The sequence below is a fragment of the Ruegeria sp. CH10 genome, assembly GCF_056537125.1.
Genome location: NZ_JBQFQY010000002.1, coordinates 158380 through 174249, shown reverse-complemented (window position 1 = coordinate 174249; position 15870 = coordinate 158380). Strand labels below are relative to the sequence as shown.

Genomic DNA, 15870 nt, shown 5'->3' with positions numbered 1-15870 from the left:
TATTTTTGACGAGAAGAAGGGGTGGGCGTTGACGCGCAAGCCCTGCCGGTTTAGCTGGCGGGCATGGCGAGAATTCCTTTGTTGCAGATGTCCGGCATTTCCCTGACCTTCGGGGGTGATCCGGTGTTTTCCGAACTTGATCTGGTGGTTCAGCCCGGCGACCGTGTGGCGCTGGTGGGGCGGAACGGGTCCGGTAAGTCGACGCTGATGAAAGTCATGGCTGGTCTGGTCGAACCGGATCAGGGCGACATCGTGGTGCCGCCGGGCAAGTCGGTTGGGTACATGGAGCAAGACCCGGGCATGGAGGGGTTTGCCACGCTGGGCGACTATGCCTCAAGCGGGTTGGAGCCCGGAGAGTTGTACAAGGTTGAGCGCGCGGGCGAGGGGTTGAAGTTCGACCCGTCCCGCGCGGTTGAGACCGCCTCGGGTGGCGAACGCCGCCGTGCGGCGCTGGCCAAGCTGATGGCCGAAGCGCCGGATTTGATGCTGCTGGACGAGCCGACCAACCATCTGGACATCGAAGCAATCGCCTGGCTGGAGCGTGAACTTGGATCAACCCGCGCGGCCTATGTGCTGATCTCGCATGACCGGGTCTTTTTGCGGGCTTTGACCCGCGCGACCCTTTGGATTGACCGGGGCGCGGTGCGGCGACAGGAGCAGGGGTTTGATGCGTTTGAGACATGGCGGGACAAGATCTGGGACGAAGAGGATCAGCAGCGGCACAAGCTGAACCGTCTGATCAAGTCCGAGGCGAAATGGGCCGTGGAAGGTATCAGCGCCCGGCGTAAGCGCAATCAGGGCCGGGTGCGTGCGTTGCAGGCTTTGCGGGCCGAAAAGGCGGCGCAGATCAAACGGCAGGGTTCGGCCGCAATGACGCTGGAGGCGGGGCCGAAATCCGGGCGCAAGGTGATTGAGGCCAAGGGCTTGGCCAAATCTTTCGGCACCCAGCAGATCGTTCGGAATTTTGACTTGCTGGTGCAACGCGGTGACCGCGTGGCCTTTGTTGGACCCAACGGTGTGGGCAAGACCACGCTGTTGAAGATGCTGCTGGGGCAGGAACAACCTGACGAGGGTGCGGTGACACTGGGTACCAATCTTGAGGTTGCTGTCTTCGACCAGACCCGTGCCCAACTGGACCCCGAGATGAGCCTGTGGGACAGCCTGACCGGCGATCCCGAAATGCGGGTCTCGGGCAAGGCCGATCAGGTGATGGTGGGTGGTCAGCCCAAGCATGTGGTCGGCTATCTCAAGGAGTTCCTGTTTGACGATGCACAGGCAAGAGCGGCGGTTAAGTCCCTGTCAGGTGGGGAGAAAGCGCGGTTGTTGCTGGCGAAACTGATGGCTAAATCGTCGAACCTTTTGGTGCTGGACGAACCGACCAACGATCTGGATGTCGAAACGCTGGACCTACTGCAAGAGCTGTTGGACGACTACGATGGCACCGTTCTGCTGGTCAGCCACGACCGGGACTTTCTGGACCGCGTCGCCACCACGACCATCGCCATGGAAGGCAATGGTCGCGCCACCGTCTATGCGGGCGGATGGTCGGATTACATTGCGCAGCGGGGCGACCTGTTGCCCAAGAAAGAAGAGAAATCAAAGCTTTCGAAGCCGAAGATTAAGCAAGAGAGCCAGCCGAAATCGGGACTTTCCTTCTCGGAAAAGCACCGGCTTGAGAAACTGCCCGCCGAGATGGAACGCCTTGAGGCCGAGATCGGCAAACTGGAAGAACTGATGTCCGACCCCGAGCTGTTCACCCGTGAGCCAGTGAAGTTCCAGAAAGCGACCGAAGCCTTGGTCGAGCGGCAGGAAAAACTGGCCGCCGCCGAGGAAGAATGGCTGATGCTTGAGGAAAAGGCCGAAGGTTCCTAGCGGCGGGTGATCACGCGGGCAGGGTTGCCCGCTACGGTTTCGCCAGCGGCAACGTGTTTGGTCACGACACTGCCCGCGCCGATGATTGCATCGTCGCCGATCGTGATCCCAGGCATCAGGATCGCCCCTCCGCCGACCCAGACGTTCCGGCCAATGGTGACAGGCAAGCCGATTTCCAGACCCTGTGCGCGTTCTGTCGGGTCTTTGGCGTGCTGGGCGCAATAGATCTGAACCTGTGGGCCGAACATCGTTCCATCGCCCACCGTGACCGGCGCAGTGTCCAGAACCGTACAGCCCGCGTTGAAATAGACCCGGTCGCCAAGGTGAATGTTCAGGCCATAGGCGCAGTGAAACGGGGCCTCAACGAAACAGCCGTTCCCGGTTTTGACGAACAGGGCGCGTAACGCGTCGGCCATCGCGCCGCGCGTGTCGGGCGGGCAGATGTTATGCGCATGAACTGCGCGCCGGGCCTGCGCACGCAGCGCATCCAGCTCGGGGTCCAAGCAGCAATACCATTGCCCCGCCTGCATCTTTTCCCGCTCGGTCATTGGGCAGGTTTACCGCATCCGAAGGGCTCCGTCGATGCGGATGACCTCTCCGTTCAGGTAGCCCATCTCGACGATGAAGCCGGCCAGCCGACCGTATTCCTTTGGGTCGCCCAGACGGGCGGGGTTGGGGACGTCGGCCGCCAGTTGCTCTTGTACCTCTTCCGGCAGTCCGGCCAGCATCGGGGTCATGAAGATGCCCGGAGCAATCGCCATGACCCGAATGCCGGTTGAGGCCAGATCGCGCGCCATGGGCAGGGTCATGCCCACCACGCCACCTTTCGAGGCCGCATAGGCCGCCTGTCCCTTTTGCCCGTCAAACGCAGCGATTGAGGCAGTGTTGATGATCACCCCGCGCGCGCCATCGGGTTCGGGATCGTTCTGCGCCATCTCGGCAGCGGCCAGACGCGAGACGTTGAACGTACCAACCAGATTGATGTCGATCGTGCGTTGGAACGCGTCCAGAGGATGCGGGCCGTCGCGGCCCACGGTCTTGGCCCCGATGGCGATTCCGGCGCAGTTCACGGCGGCGGTGATCCGGCCCATTTTCTGTTTGGCCATGGCAATCGCAGCAGCGACCGAGGTTTCGTCCGTGACATCGGTTTGCGCGAAGTACCCGCCAATCTCGTCCGCGACCCGGGGGCCGCGCTCTGCATCTCTGTCCAGAATCGTGACCTGCGCGCCCTGTGCCGCGAAATAGCGGGCAGTTGCCTCACCCAGGCCGGACGCGCCTCCGGTGATGATGGCGGAGGTGGTTGAGAGTTCCATGGCAGTTCCCTTTTCCAGAGATATGAACGTTTGTTCATTTAACCCGAGGGTTTACGGCCTGTCCATGATTTTGCGTTGGATTTTGACGGAAAACAGGCGTTTCTCAAGGATTTCTCAGAACACCTTTAACCAAGCTTAATGCGCAAGTCTCACATCGAAGGCAGGAAAAAACCTGCGCCAATAGGGCGTTGTTGAAGGAGTTCATCGGTATGATCAAAGGTATTAGGGCCGGGTTTCCGGCGCTGGTTGCAGCGCCTCTTCTGGCCATGATGGCAACCAGCGGAGCGGCGGCGACGCCCGAAGTCTGTAACTGGAAAACCGCGCGCGACGCGGCAAATCGCGGGGATTATCAGGCCCTTTGCGATTGTCAGCAGGTCACGCCCAGCTTTTTGCAACGCCTGCAGTCCCGCTCGGATTTTGCGACGACCTTGCGCAACACAACGGCCCAATGCCCCGGCTTGGCAGCCCTGCTGACGGATCAGCCAACGGGATCTATCGCCGCGGCGAGCAACCCGGGTGAGGATCGCGGCAGCGAGCAGTTCGCCGGGAATACGAGTGGGTCCGGCGGTGACGGCGGTGGTCCCGGTGATGGTGGCGGTGGTCCCGGTGATGGCGGCGGCGACCCCGGTGATGGTGGTGGCGACCCCGGTGATGGCGGTGGCGATCCCGGCAACGGTGGTGGTGGCGGCAACGGCGGCAACAATGGCGGCGGCAACGGCGGCAACAATGGCGGCGGTAACGGTGGCAACAATGGCGGCGGTAACGGTGGTGGTCACGGCGGTCCCGGCAACGGGAACGGCAACGGTGGAAACCCCGGAAACGGCGGCGGCAATAACGGAGGATCGGGCCCCGGAACCGGAAATGGCGGCGGCAATAATGGCGGCGGCAATGGGTCGGGTAACGGCGGCGGCGGTCACGGTAATGGCGGCAGCAATGGCGACGGAAAAGGTGGCGGCAAAGGCGGCCATGGTGGCGGCAAAGGCAGCGACGGCAAAGGCGGTGGCAAAGGTGGCCACGGCGGCGGCAAGGGCGGTCACGGTGGGGGCCACGGCGGCAAGCGGTAACGTGTTGCGCGCCCGCACAGATCAAACGAAAGCGGCCACCCTTCTGGGTGGCCGTTCTGCATTCGGTGTGTCGCGGCAACGGCTCAGACGCGCCCAAGCCGCATTGATCAGCCCAGTTGAACCAACGCGTGCCGCTTTTTACCCGCGCTCAGCTTGATCGGAGACGACAGAGCGCCCGCATCGATCATCAGACCCGCATCCGTCAGGGCAGCGTCATCCAGCTTGGCCCCGTTTTCCGAGATCAGACGCTTGGCCTCTTTGCCCGATTTCGCCAGCCCCGACTTTACGATCAGTTGAACGATGGACACCGGAAGGTCGGCCTGGCTGAGCGTGAGCGTGGGCAGATCATCCCCAATCCCGCCTTTTTCAAAAACCTCACGCGCGGTGGCCTCGGCGGTGGCGGCGGCCTCGGCCCCGTGCAGCAGGGTGGTGACTTCGTTGGCAAGGCGGATCTTGGCCTCGTTGATCTCAGACCCTTGCAGCGCGGCCAGACGGTCGCATTCATCCACCGGCAATTCGGTGAAGATTTTCAGGAACCGGCCCACATCGGCGTCAGTGGTGTTGCGCCAGAACTGCCAGAATTCATAAGAGCTCAGCATATCGCCATTCAGCCAGATAGCACCGCCCTGCGACTTGCCCATCTTGCGGCCGTCGCTGGTGGTCAGCAGCGGCGTGGTCAGGCCATAGATTTCCTGATCCAGCACCCGGCGCGTCAGGTCGATGCCGTTGACGATGTTGCCCCACTGGTCGCTGCCGCCCATCTGCAGAACGCAGCTATAGCGGCGGTTCAGCTCAAGGAAGTCATAGGCCTGCAGGATCATGTAGTTGAATTCGAGGAAGCTCAGCGATTGTTCGCGATCCAGCCGCGATTTCACGGACTCGAAAGACAACATCCGGTTGACCGAGAAATGCCGCCCGATATCGCGCAGGAAATCGAGGTAGTTCAGACTGTCCAGCCATTCGGCATTGTTCAGCATCAGCGCGCCGGTGTCGCTGTCGTCATAGGACAGGTACTTGGCGAATACTTTCTGCATACCCGCGATATTGGCGTCGATCTGTTCGGGGCCCAGCAGGGGGCGCTCGTCCGACCGGAACGAGGGGTCGCCCACCTTGGTGGTGCCGCCGCCCATAAGGGTGATCGGCTTGTGACCGGTCTTTTGCAGCCAGCGCAGCACCATGATGTTCATCAGGTGGCCCACATGCAGCGACTGCGCCGTCGCGTCATAGCCGATATAAGCCGTTTGCACCCCGCTGATCAGCGCCTCGTCAAGGCCCTGATAATCGGTGCAGTCGGCGAGAAAGCCGCGCTCGATCATCGTGGCGATGAAATCCGATTTGGGGTGGTAGGTCATATCGTGCCCTTTGGGTTTGTGTTGCGCGGCACTGTATAGGCGGCGCGCAGGCCAAGGAAAAGGCACGTTTTGTACGAAAGCCCGCGCGCTTCAGCTTTTGGTGGGGGGCAGGCGAAACGCATAAAGCATTGCAATCACGTTCAGCACCGCCAGCGCGATGATCGGCGTGACCGGATCATGCAGATGCGCCACCGCGCCCAGTATGGCGGCAAAGACCATCCCGATCAGTCCCGCAGAGACATCCCCGAGCGCTACCAGATAGGGGCGTTCTTTTTCGTTGGTCATCTCGATGATGTAGAGATAGCGCCCATAGATCACCCCATTCCCGCCCAGCGACAGCAGCAGAATGACCAGAGCATAGGCCCAGACGTTCTGCGCATAGCCCGCAAAGGTAAAGCCAAGCGCCAGAATTGCTGAAACCGCCGAGATCAGGCACCCCAGCCACATCACCGGCTTGACGGAAATCCGCCCGCTGAGCCACCCCCAAAGAACCGACCCGATCACCATCCCAAGGCTGGCGGCGATCACGAAATAGCTGAGCGAGTGTTTGGTCCCCACGTGAAAGGTCGCTGCGTGAATGGTGTAGAAGGGCATGGCCAGTTCGACCGAGACAAAAATCAGCCGCGCGGTCAGGAACTTGCGATACCAGGGATAGGCCATGCCGGTCTTGAACCCGGTGACCAGTTCGGCCAGCGGTTTGGGCTTTGCCTCGGGTGTGGGCCTATGGGCCTGTTCCTCTTCCAGCAGGCGCACACCGGCAAAGCTGACGCCTGCGGCAAACATGGCAACGACTCCGCACCACAGAACCACGATGTGCCGCTGCATCGGCTGGTCCGAGGCCAGCAGGTCGCGGGTGACCCAGACGATTAAAATCGCCAATGCACCCGAGACAGTCGCCTGCGCAAATACCATCCGGTTGCGTTTGGCGTTGGGGATCGAGATGCCATAAATCTGACTTGTGCCCAGGCTGGTAATGCCCTGGCACAGGCCCATGATCAACGCGGTCGTCAGGAACAGCAGGACGATCATCACATTGGGCAGGTTGGTCGCAAACAGCGCGACGATGGACAGAATGGCAGCGGTCAGGATGTTGGGTGCGTAAACCGCCAGCTTCGCCCGCGTCACCCGGTTGATGAAGGGTGAAACGAAAATCTCGGCAATCAGCCGCGACCCGGTGACCATCGGCAGCAGCAGACCCGCGAAAAAAGTCGGAGCCCCAAGCGCAAGATACAGAAAGGGCAGCACAAGGTTGGGGTTCACCAATTGCGCCCCGATCGTCGCCAGCGATCCTGACCAGAATATCAGCTGGTAGTTACGCCCCTCATTGGGCTGTTTCAGGGTGCCTTTGTCGCTCATGAGTTTCTGTTTGCTGTGCCGCTATCGGTAATGCTTACCCAGGCCGGGCCAAGGTGCAACCGTTCTTGGGGCCGTGCTGTGGTAGCAGGCGCGCAACTGCTGTCTAAATCGCCAAATGCTGCGCGATGTTGCTTGCCTTGCGGTGGCGCATGCAGGCAGGTTGAGGCCCAGAAAACAAGATCAATGAGGTGAGCGTGAACCGGTCCATCAGGAAGGGCGGGCCTGTCAGGGCCCTTGGTGCGATGTCTGGCACGTCGCTGGACGGTGTGGATACGGCTGTGGTTGAAACCGACGGGCACCGGATCTTCGGCTTTGGGGCGTCTGGTTATCGTCCTTATTCCGAGGGTGAGCGCGCCGATCTGCGCGCCGCTTTGGGGCAGTGGCATGGTCCGGTCGTGGATCGGGCCTCGGAGGTGGTCACCTTTGCCCATGCCGAGGCTTTGGCCGAGTATGAAGAGGTCGATCTGATCGGCTTTCACGGCCAGACGCTGGCGCATGATCCGCACGGGCAGGGCACGTTGCAGGTGGGCGATGGCAAAGGGCTGGCGCAGGCGTTGGGCGTGCCGGTGGTGTGGGACTTCCGCAGCGACGACGTGGCCATGGGCGGCGAAGGTGCCCCGCTGGCGCCGTTCTTTCACTTTGCCTGCGCCAAGTGGATCGGCGCGGCTGAGCCGCTGTGTTTTCTGAACCTCGGCGGGGTGGGGAACCTGACCTATGTGGATCCCGGCTTTGACGGCCCCGAGGCCCCCGGCGCGCTGCTGGCCTTTGACACAGGCCCTGCCAATGCCCCGGTGGACGATCTGATGCAGGCCCGGTTTGACCTGCCCATGGATCGCGACGGTGCAGTGGCGCAGGGCGGAACCGTCGAGATGGGCGCGCTGGAACTGTTCCTGTCCGAGCCCTTCTTTACCCGCATGCCGCCCAAGTCGCTGGACCGGAACGATTTTGCCGAGATGATCGGGCTGGTGCAGGAACTCTCTGACGCCGACGCGGTTGCCACGCTAACCGGCATGTGCGCCGCCGGCGTGGTGCAGGGCATGGAACACTGCCCCAAACCGCCCGCCCGCGTGCTGGTCACCGGCGGCGGGCGGCACAATCCGGTCCTGATGGAAATGCTGCGCGTCTCGCTCGACTGTCCGGTCGAACCGGTTGAGGCGGTGGGCCTCGACGGAGACATGCTGGAGGCCCAAGCCTTCGCCTATCTCGCCGTCCGCGTCGCGCGGGGGCTGCCTACATCTTGTCCGGGTACGACTGGGGTCAAGGCTTTGGTTGGGGGTGGTGTTGTGAGTGCGGTTTAGGCAGACGGATGATGGTCGGAAAGGTCTGATGACATCAACTTGCACAGGTCAGGAGTTCGGTAGGTTCACTTAAGCGAACGCGCGTACTCATCGGCAAACTCTGAATACCCGTCCGAGGTTGATTTCAAATGCGACCGAGTCCAGCCGTGCAAGGCGGGCAACTGGTGAAATGGCACGTTGGGAAAGGCGTGGTGTTCGGCGTGATAGGGCATGTTCCAGGCCAGAGAACGCACGACCCGGTTGGTGAAGGTGGTGCGCGAGTTCTCAAGCATATTGGCAACCGGCGGGCAGAGGCCATGCTCGGCCAATAGATAGAGCCGCAGAAAGGGCTGCCCGATCAGCACCGGAACCAGCCAAAGCCAGATCAACGCTGGAGTTAAGAACAGGTTCAGGCCCGCAAGGGCGTATAGGCCAAGGATCAGGCGCGCCTCAATCCGCATGGCGCGGTGTTGGCGGGCGGGCAGGTAGGGTGCATCGATCCGGCCGCGGGCGTTATCGACCAGAACCTTTGCCATTCCAGCCCAATAAGGCCAGCCGCTGAGATAGATCAGCAGATCACGCCAGCTGTCGGGCCGGGGCTTGCCTGCAAGCTCGGGGTCTTTGTCGGGGTGGTTGGTCCATTTGTGATGCGCCAGATGGAAATAACGAAACCACGTAAAGGGCAGGGCGATGGGGACTGAGACCAGATGGCCGACGACCTCATTCAGCCACCCGCTGCGAAAGGGGGTCTTGTGGGTGCATTCGTGGCTGAGCGTAAAGAGAAAGACCAAAAGCACGCCCTGAGGCAGCAAGAACACAGGCCACATCGGCACCCTGAGCGCGATACACAGAGACGATGCGCCCAATACAGCGGTGTAAAGCGCCAGATGCCGCAGCCCGGCGGCATTTGACCGCCGTTGCAGGCTGTCTTTCGCTTCGGGCGGGATCGACGCTATGAGGGCGCGGTGATCCATGCCTCAGCCGCGTGGGATCTCGAACCCGGGCGCGGCCAGAACAAAGCCATCGAACTCGAACCCTGGGGACACGGTGCAACTGACCAGAGTGAACTCTCCGGTCGTTTGCGCCGATTGCCAGTGGTTTTCGGGCACGATCACCTGTGGCGCGCCCTTGTTCAGATCCGGGGTCAGCAGGTGATCACTTGCTGGACCCTCATCCGAGGGGCTGAGCGACAGGGTCAGCGGAGCGCCTGCGTGATACAGCCAGATTTCTGTCGCATCGACCCGGTGCCAGTGGCTGCGCTCGCCCGCTTGCAGCAGGAAATAGATGCAGGTGCCGGTGGCGCGGCCTTCGTTCTCGGCGCGCCATGTCTCGCGGAACCAGCCGCCCTCGGGGTGGCGTTGCAGGTTCAGGTGGTCGATGATCTCTTGCGCGGTCATGGGGGCCTCTTGGTTGGGTAGCGCAGATTATGCATGCGGGCGCGCGATCCGCTATGGTATTCGCGTGTATCAGCAATATGTTTGCGACATGACCCTGACGATCCCGTTTGACAACAGCTATGCCCGGCTTCCCAACAGTTTCTATGCGCGGCAGGCCCCGATACCTGTGCGCGCGCCGCAGCTGGTGGCGTTTAACGACGACCTCGCGCGTATCCTGCGCATCACCCCCGGCGACGTGCAGGAAATGGCCGAAGCCTTTGCCGGTAACACCCTGCCCGAAGGGGCCGAGCCGATTGCGCAGCTGTATTCCGGCCATCAGTTCGGCAGCTATAACCCGCAGCTTGGCGACGGGCGCGCCGTTCTGCTGGGGGAAACGGTCGGTGCGGACGGTATCCGCCGGGACATCCAACTGAAAGGCTCGGGGCCCACCCCGTTCAGCCGCAGGGGCGACGGGCGCGCATGGCTGGGGCCGGTGCTGCGCGAATACGTGGTGTCCGAGGCGATGCACGCGCTGGGCGTGCCCACAACCCGCGCCTTGGCCGCCGTGGAAACCGGTGAGGTCGTCCGACGCGAGGGTCCGATGCCCGGTGCGGTTCTGACCCGCGTGGCGCAAAGCCATTTGCGGGTGGGCACGTTTCAGGTCTTTGCTGGACGGCGGCAGATCGACAGCCTCAGAAAGCTCACCGACTATGCCATCGCGCGCCATTACCCCGATGCTGAGGGGCCTATGGGTCTGTTGCGGTCGGTTCGGGACGCGCAGGCGCGGCTGATTGCGCAGTGGATGGGCGTAGGCTTCATTCATGGGGTGATGAACACCGACAATTCTTCGATTGCCGGAGAGACGATCGACTATGGCCCCTGCGCCTTTATGGACAGCTACCACCCGAATACGGTCTTCAGTTCCATCGACCGGATGGGGCGGTACGCCTATGCCAACCAGCCCGACATCGCGGTATGGAACTTGGCGCAACTGGCGACGGCGCTGATTCAGCAGGTGGACGATCCCGAAACCGCCGTGGAAGAGGCGACCGAGATCGTGCACGCGATGCCAGAGCTGATCCACCAGGAATGGCTGGCGCGCTTTCGGGCCAAGATCGGTCTGACCACGCAGGACGAGGGCGATGAGGCCCTGATCACCGACCTGATGAAGCGCATGGCGGAAAACCGGGCCGATTTCACCAATACCTTCCGCGCGCTGGGCAGCGATACGGCGCGCGACCAGTTCCTTGCGCCCGAGGCGTTCGACACATGGGCTGAAGGCTGGCAAGCGCGCCTAACGCGCGAGGCCGATCCGCACACCGTAATGCGCGTCGCCAATCCTGCCTTCATCCCGCGCAACCACCGGGTTGAGCAGATGATCGAGGCGGCGGTGCAGGGCGACTATGCCCCGTTCCATCGCCTGAACACGGTGCTGGCGAAGCCCTACGAGGACCAGCCCGAGGCGGTTGACCTGACCCGCCCGCCGACCGAGAAAGAGGTGGTTCATGCGACGTTCTGCGGAACATAATTGTTGATCCGCCGGAATTCTGTGCGTTCAGGGCGGCAATAGCGAAATCGATACATCTCGCGACTTACCAACCCAGCAGAATGCTGCATAATAGGTGCCATAAGGATTTGGTCTGACAGATTTGAAGGAGCAGGGCATGCGCTACTCCATATTATTGGAAGATTCTCAGGGCGTTTCGTATTTTGAAGACCGTGATGTTGACCTTGAACTCAAAACCTTTGCGCCGCCTGCAAAGGCGTTTCAGGTCTCGGACGAATTCGACGCCGCGCGCTTTGTCTTTCTGACCTTGCCTGCGGGATGGAAAGGCATTCAGCACCGTTCCCCCAAACGCCAGCTAGCGACAGTTCTGTCGGGTATCTTTCGCGTTGAGGCCGGATCGGGCGAGGTTCGCGACTTTACGGCCGGAGACCTGTTCTGGGCGGAAGATGTTACCGGAACCGGACATGCCTCATCCGCCGAGGGGGGTGATCCGGTCAATTTGATGGTGACGCAGTTTTGAACGGGGCCGGGTTGCCTGGGATCGTCAAATGATAAGCGTAACCGTTTCATGACTCACACCCTGCGGATCGCCAGTTACAACATTCAGAAATGCGTCGGGCTGGATTTTCGCCGACAGCCGCAGCGGATTATGCAGGTGATCCATGCGATGCAGGCCGATATCGTGGTGCTGCAAGAGGCGGATAAACGCCTGCCGCCACGCCCCGCAGCGCTGCCGCATTTCATGCTGGACGAGGCCGGGTGGCAGATCGTCGATCTGGGCGGTGCCGGCAGTCTGGGCTGGCACGGTAACGCGGTGATCTGGCGCGGTGATGCGATCCAGGTGCGGCAGACCGGGCATCACGACCTGCCGGGGCTTGAGCCGCGCGGCGCGGTGCGGGTTGAGTTTGACACGCCCATCGGGCCGCTGCGGGTGATGGGGATGCATCTTGGGTTGTTGCCTGCATCCCGCCGTCAGCAGATCACCCATATGCGCCGCTGCGACGAGGACCTGACACAGATGCCCACCGTCTGGGCCGGGGATTTCAACGAATGGTCGCGCCAGCCGGTGCTGGACCATCTGGCCCCCGAGATGCGGTTCCTGCCGCCGTTGCCCAGTTTTCCGGCGCCGCAGCCTTTGGGCGCGCTGGACCGCATCGCGCTGGGCGCGGGGCTTGAGGCTGTGACCCACGGTGTCCACGACGCGCGGCCCGCGCATATCGCCTCGGATCACCTGCCGATCTGGGCCGATCTCAGGGCTGTGCGGGAAACCGCAATTCCGCAGTAGCGCCAGCCGTTCAGACGGTTTAAGACAGAAACCCGAACTACTCCGAAGGGTCACTCATGTCCGATACGATCATCGCCCGCTGCGAAGCCAAAGGCCTGCGTATGACCGGCCAACGCCGCACAATTGCGCAGGTTTTGCAACAAAGCGAAGACCACCCGGATGTTGAAGAGCTTTATGCCCGGGCCTCAAAGGTGGATTCGGGGATTTCCATCGCCACCGTTTATCGCACTGTGAAACTGTTCGAAGAGGCCGGGATTCTGGAACGGCTGGAATTCGGCGATGGACGCGCACGCTATGAAGACGCCGAGCGGGACCACCACGATCACCTGATCGACATGCAATCGGGCGAGGTAATCGAATTCGTTGACCCCGAGATCGAGGCGCTGCAGGAAAAAATCGCGGCCAAGCTGGGCTATAAGCTGAAAGGCCACCGGCTGGAGCTGTACGGCGTTCCTCTGGATCAGGATTGACCCATCACAAATCGCGAAGGGCAGGCGCACGGGATTTCATGAATCCCGCGCGGATAGGGCTTGCCTGACACCCGCTCCTTCGGGTTGGGTGGGACAAGGCGCGGCGCGCGGGCCGCATGGCTTTACGGACATGACCATGAATAACGTACACGGCATCTTGCTGGTTGTCGCTGCGATGGCGGCTTTTGCGCTTGAGGATATGTTCATCAAGCTGCTGTCAGTGTCTGTGCCGACAGGGCAGATCATGCTGTTGCTGGGCCTGGCCTGCGGTGTGCTGTTTGCGCTGATGGCGCTGGTCACGCGCAAGCGCATCTTTGATCCGCTGGCATGGCGTCCTTTGCCGTTGGCCCGCGCCGGGGCCGAGACGGTGGGCGCGTTGACTTTCGTGACCGCCCTGTCGCTGGTGGATCTGTCCACCGTGGCCGCCGTGTTCCAAGCCATGCCACTGGCCGTCACCATGGGGGCCGCGCTGTTTTTGGGCGAACAGGTCGGCTGGCGACGGTGGAGCGCCATCGGCGTCGGGTTTGTCGGGGTGCTGATGATCATTCGGCCCGGCTTTGAAGGGTTTCAGCCTGTGTCGCTGTTCGTGGTCGCCTCGGTGATCGCTATCGCGGCCCGCGACCTGATGACCCGCAAGCTGGACAGCCGGATTGCGTCCTCGGTCGTGGCACTGCAGGCCTATCTTGCGGTGGCTGTGTCGGGGGTTGCGCTGATGGTGTTCTCGGCTCAGCCGGTGATCGTGCTTGAAGCCTCTCATCTGGGCCCGTTCCTGGGGGCCATCGGATTTGGTGTTTTGGGTTATTACGGGATCATCACCGCCATGCGGATCGGTGAGGCCTCGGCGCTGACCCCGTTTCGGTACACGCGCCTGATCTTCTCGATCATGGCCGGGATGTTGATGTTTGGCGAACGCCCGGATGCGATGACACTGGCCGGGGCCTCGCTGATCATCGGGTCCGGCATGTATACCTTCCTGCGCGAACGCAAACTGTCCCGCGCCTTTGCGCCCGCGACCTGACGGATTGTCGCAGTTTTGCGCAAACAGAGTACCTTTCGCGCCAAAGGATCGGCAATTGTCGTGTTAGCGATAACATGAATGGTTTACTTTTTACCCGGTGATGCTATGAGGCTGGCAAGTTATTGCAGCCACAGGGACGGGCCTCATGAGCACGATTATCGACATCCACGCACGCGAAATTCTGGACAGCCGGGGCAATCCGACGGTTGAGGTGGACGTGATCCTGGAAGACGGCACCATGGGCCGTGCCGCTGTGCCCTCGGGCGCGTCGACCGGGGCGTATGAGGCGGTGGAAAAGCGTGACGGCGACAAATCCCGCTACATGGGTAAAGGTGTGCTTGAGGCCGTTGCTGCCGTAAACGGTGAAATCGCCGAGGAACTGGTCGGCTTTGACGCGACCGAGCAGGTGGCCATCGACCAGGCCATGATCGAACTGGACGGGACCGAAAACAAAGGCCGTCTGGGCGCAAACGCCATTCTAGGTGTCTCGCTTGCCACGGCCAAGGCGGCGGCGGATTTCACAACGCAGCCTCTGTACCGCTATGTGGGTGGCACCTCGGCCCGTGTTCTGCCGGTGCCGATGATGAACATCATCAATGGCGGCGAACATGCCGACAACCCCATCGACATTCAGGAATTCATGATCATGCCGACCTCGGCCGCGAATATCCGCGAGGCGGTGCGCATGGGGTCCGAGGTGTTCCACACCCTGAAGAAAGAACTGTCCGCCGCAGGTCTGGCCACCGGTGTGGGTGACGAGGGCGGCTTTGCCCCGAACATCGCCAGCACCCGTGAGGCGCTGGATTTCATCCTCAAGTCCATCGAAAAGGCCGGCTACAAACCGGGTGATGAAATCCACCTGGCGCTGGATTGCGCCGCGACCGAATACTACAAGGACGGCAAATACGTTCTGGCGGGTGAGGGCACGACGCTCACCTCGGACGAAAACGCGGCCTATCTGGCGGCGCTGGTGAACGACTATCCGATCATCTCGATCGAAGACGGCATGTCCGAAGATGACTGGGATGGCTGGAAAGCCCTGACCAACGCCATTGGCGACAAGGTGCAACTGGTCGGCGACGACCTGTTCGTGACCAACCCCGCGCGCCTGGCCGAAGGGATCGAGCGTGGTTGCGCAAACTCGATGCTGGTCAAGGTGAACCAGATCGGCTCGCTGACCGAGACGCTGCGCGCTGTCGATATGGCCCACCGTGCGCGGTACACCAACGTGATGTCGCACCGCTCGGGCGAGACCGAGGATGCTACCATTGCCGATCTGGCCGTGGCAACCAATTGCGGTCAGATCAAGACCGGCAGCCTCGCGCGGTCGGACCGGTTGGCCAAGTATAACCAGCTGATCCGCATCGAGGAATCGCTGGGTGAGGTTGCCGAATATGCCGGGGCTTCGATCCTGAAGCGTTAAGTGTTACCCTGATCCGCAATTGGATTTGAGGATCAGGATTTGCTTAAAGTTATACAAGCCACAACGCCGGACCACTTCGAGTCTGTCCGGCGTTTGTGTTGGGATTATCGCGATTTTCTGTTGACGCTGGATCCGGTGTCCCAAGAGGTCGTGCGTACCTATTACCCTCGTGAAAAATATGCGCGCCTCATGGACGTGATTGAGGTTGAACACGGCGCCCCGCATGGCGGGGTGCGCCTGGCCTTAAAAGATGATCAACCCGTCGGATGCGGCATGTTCCATACCATCGCGCCGGGTGTGGCCGAGATCAAACGGGTTTATGTCTCTGACAGTGCACGGGGGACCGGGGCAGGCTATGCGATCATGCAGTCGCTGATCGAAGCCTGCCGAGCCAAAGGCTTTGACTTTATCCGCATGGACACCGGCAAACCGCTTGAGGCGGCGACTCGGTTATACCTGTCTATGGGGTTCCAGTTGCGGGACGCTTATTCAGATATCCCCAAGATTGCAGAGGGGCATCTGCTGTTCTTTGAATTGGCGCTGTGACCGGAATTTAA

At 61.5% G+C, this 15870-nt stretch carries 16 protein-coding genes; 10 read left to right on the top strand and 6 right to left on the bottom strand.

Features of this window, described 5'->3' with window-relative positions; all coding sequences use genetic code 11:
* Positions 1-63: 63 nt before the first annotated feature.
* Entirely contained in the window at positions 64-1872 is a 1809-nt protein-coding gene (locus ACRZ94_RS07140; RefSeq protein WP_480651767.1) for an ABC-F family ATP-binding cassette domain-containing protein, read from the top strand.
* Here ACRZ94_RS07140 and ACRZ94_RS07135 read toward each other — a convergent pair.
* Together ACRZ94_RS07135 and ACRZ94_RS07130 are read right to left on the bottom strand one after the other, a co-directional pair.
* Positions 1869-2420, bottom strand: a complete 552-nt coding sequence (locus ACRZ94_RS07135) for a sugar O-acetyltransferase (protein ID WP_480796997.1) — start codon at positions 2418-2420, stop codon at positions 1869-1871. The genes ACRZ94_RS07140 and ACRZ94_RS07135 overlap by 4 nt on opposite strands.
* A gap of 9 nt (positions 2421-2429) precedes the next feature.
* The gene (locus ACRZ94_RS07130) at positions 2430-3185 is read right to left on the bottom strand and encodes a 3-hydroxyacyl-CoA dehydrogenase (RefSeq protein ID WP_480651763.1); all 756 of its coding nucleotides are present in this window, start codon (positions 3183-3185) and stop codon (positions 2430-2432) included.
* A gap of 209 nt (positions 3186-3394) precedes the next feature.
* Between ACRZ94_RS07130 and ACRZ94_RS07125 the strand changes: the two genes are divergently transcribed.
* Entirely contained in the window at positions 3395-4249 is an 855-nt protein-coding gene (locus tag ACRZ94_RS07125; RefSeq protein ID WP_480651761.1) for a hypothetical protein, read from the top strand.
* Between the two features lie 107 nt (positions 4250-4356).
* Here ACRZ94_RS07125 and tyrS read toward each other — a convergent pair whose 3' ends face one another.
* Both tyrS and ACRZ94_RS07115 read right to left on the bottom strand, forming a co-directional pair.
* The gene (tyrS, locus tag ACRZ94_RS07120) at positions 4357-5601 is read right to left on the bottom strand and encodes a tyrosine--tRNA ligase (RefSeq protein WP_480651759.1); all 1245 of its coding nucleotides are present in this window, start codon (positions 5599-5601) and stop codon (positions 4357-4359) included.
* Positions 5602-5691: 90 nt separating this feature from the next.
* Positions 5692-6957 carry an MFS transporter gene (locus tag ACRZ94_RS07115; protein WP_480796996.1) on the bottom strand — a complete coding sequence of 422 codons (1266 nt, stop codon included), beginning with the start codon at positions 6955-6957 and terminating at the stop codon, positions 5692-5694.
* A gap of 194 nt (positions 6958-7151) precedes the next feature.
* On the opposite strand from ACRZ94_RS07115, the gene ACRZ94_RS07110 reads away from it, so the two are divergent.
* Positions 7152-8255 (top strand): anhydro-N-acetylmuramic acid kinase, encoded by a 1104-nt coding sequence (locus ACRZ94_RS07110; protein WP_480796995.1) that lies wholly within the window; start codon positions 7152-7154, stop codon positions 8253-8255.
* A 65-nt stretch (positions 8256-8320) separates the two neighbouring features.
* Here ACRZ94_RS07110 and ACRZ94_RS07105 read toward each other — a convergent pair whose 3' ends face one another.
* Together ACRZ94_RS07105 and ACRZ94_RS07100 are read right to left on the bottom strand one after the other, a co-directional pair.
* Entirely contained in the window at positions 8321-9208 is an 888-nt protein-coding gene (locus ACRZ94_RS07105) for a fatty acid desaturase (RefSeq protein ID WP_480651753.1), read from the bottom strand.
* Positions 9209-9211: 3 nt separating this feature from the next.
* On the bottom strand, positions 9212-9631 hold the full coding sequence (locus ACRZ94_RS07100) for a cupin domain-containing protein (protein WP_480651751.1): 420 nt from the start codon (positions 9629-9631) through the stop codon (positions 9212-9214).
* An 88-nt stretch (positions 9632-9719) separates the two neighbouring features.
* Between ACRZ94_RS07100 and ACRZ94_RS07095 the strand changes: the two genes are divergently transcribed.
* From ACRZ94_RS07095 to ACRZ94_RS07065, 7 genes are all read left to right on the top strand, one after another.
* The gene (locus tag ACRZ94_RS07095) at positions 9720-11138 is read left to right on the top strand and encodes a protein adenylyltransferase SelO (RefSeq protein ID WP_480796994.1); all 1419 of its coding nucleotides are present in this window, start codon (positions 9720-9722) and stop codon (positions 11136-11138) included.
* Positions 11139-11274: 136 nt separating this feature from the next.
* Positions 11275-11637, top strand: a complete 363-nt coding sequence (locus ACRZ94_RS07090; protein ID WP_480796993.1) for a cupin domain-containing protein — start codon at positions 11275-11277, stop codon at positions 11635-11637.
* A 48-nt stretch (positions 11638-11685) separates the two neighbouring features.
* The gene (locus ACRZ94_RS07085; RefSeq protein ID WP_480651747.1) at positions 11686-12402 is read left to right on the top strand and encodes an endonuclease/exonuclease/phosphatase family protein; all 717 of its coding nucleotides are present in this window, start codon (positions 11686-11688) and stop codon (positions 12400-12402) included.
* A gap of 56 nt (positions 12403-12458) precedes the next feature.
* Positions 12459-12872, top strand: coding sequence for a Fur family transcriptional regulator (locus ACRZ94_RS07080; RefSeq protein ID WP_480651745.1), 414 nt, complete (start codon positions 12459-12461; stop codon positions 12870-12872).
* Between the two features lie 136 nt (positions 12873-13008).
* Positions 13009-13890: a DMT family transporter gene (locus ACRZ94_RS07075; RefSeq protein WP_480651743.1), complete on the top strand. Its 882-nt coding sequence runs from the start codon at positions 13009-13011 to the stop codon at positions 13888-13890.
* Between the two features lie 145 nt (positions 13891-14035).
* Positions 14036-15313, top strand: coding sequence for a phosphopyruvate hydratase (gene eno, locus ACRZ94_RS07070; protein WP_480796992.1), 1278 nt, complete (start codon positions 14036-14038; stop codon positions 15311-15313).
* A 120-nt stretch (positions 15314-15433) separates the two neighbouring features.
* Positions 15434-15859, top strand: a complete 426-nt coding sequence (locus tag ACRZ94_RS07065) for a GNAT family N-acetyltransferase (RefSeq protein ID WP_480796991.1) — start codon at positions 15434-15436, stop codon at positions 15857-15859.
* Positions 15860-15870: the final 11 nt, after the last annotated feature.

Coding starts and splice junctions, on each gene's coding strand:
- ACRZ94_RS07140 (WP_480651767.1), top strand. CDS start 64: ATGGCGAGAATTCCTTTGTTGCAGATGTCCGGCATTTCCCTGACCTTC.
- ACRZ94_RS07135 (WP_480796997.1), bottom strand. CDS start 2,420: ATGACCGAGCGGGAAAAGATGCAGGCGGGGCAATGGTATTGCTGCTTG.
- ACRZ94_RS07130 (WP_480651763.1), bottom strand. CDS start 3,185: ATGGAACTCTCAACCACCTCCGCCATCATCACCGGAGGCGCGTCCGGC.
- ACRZ94_RS07125 (WP_480651761.1), top strand. CDS start 3,395: ATGATCAAAGGTATTAGGGCCGGGTTTCCGGCGCTGGTTGCAGCGCCT.
- tyrS (WP_480651759.1), bottom strand. CDS start 5,601: ATGACCTACCACCCCAAATCGGATTTCATCGCCACGATGATCGAGCGC.
- ACRZ94_RS07115 (WP_480796996.1), bottom strand. CDS start 6,957: ATGAGCGACAAAGGCACCCTGAAACAGCCCAATGAGGGGCGTAACTAC.
- ACRZ94_RS07105 (WP_480651753.1), bottom strand. CDS start 9,208: ATGGATCACCGCGCCCTCATAGCGTCGATCCCGCCCGAAGCGAAAGAC.
- ACRZ94_RS07100 (WP_480651751.1), bottom strand. CDS start 9,631: ATGACCGCGCAAGAGATCATCGACCACCTGAACCTGCAACGCCACCCC.
- ACRZ94_RS07095 (WP_480796994.1), top strand. CDS start 9,720: ATGACCCTGACGATCCCGTTTGACAACAGCTATGCCCGGCTTCCCAAC.
- ACRZ94_RS07090 (WP_480796993.1), top strand. CDS start 11,275: ATGCGCTACTCCATATTATTGGAAGATTCTCAGGGCGTTTCGTATTTT.
- ACRZ94_RS07085 (WP_480651747.1), top strand. CDS start 11,686: ATGACTCACACCCTGCGGATCGCCAGTTACAACATTCAGAAATGCGTC.
- ACRZ94_RS07080 (WP_480651745.1), top strand. CDS start 12,459: ATGTCCGATACGATCATCGCCCGCTGCGAAGCCAAAGGCCTGCGTATG.
- ACRZ94_RS07075 (WP_480651743.1), top strand. CDS start 13,009: ATGAATAACGTACACGGCATCTTGCTGGTTGTCGCTGCGATGGCGGCT.
- eno (WP_480796992.1), top strand. CDS start 14,036: ATGAGCACGATTATCGACATCCACGCACGCGAAATTCTGGACAGCCGG.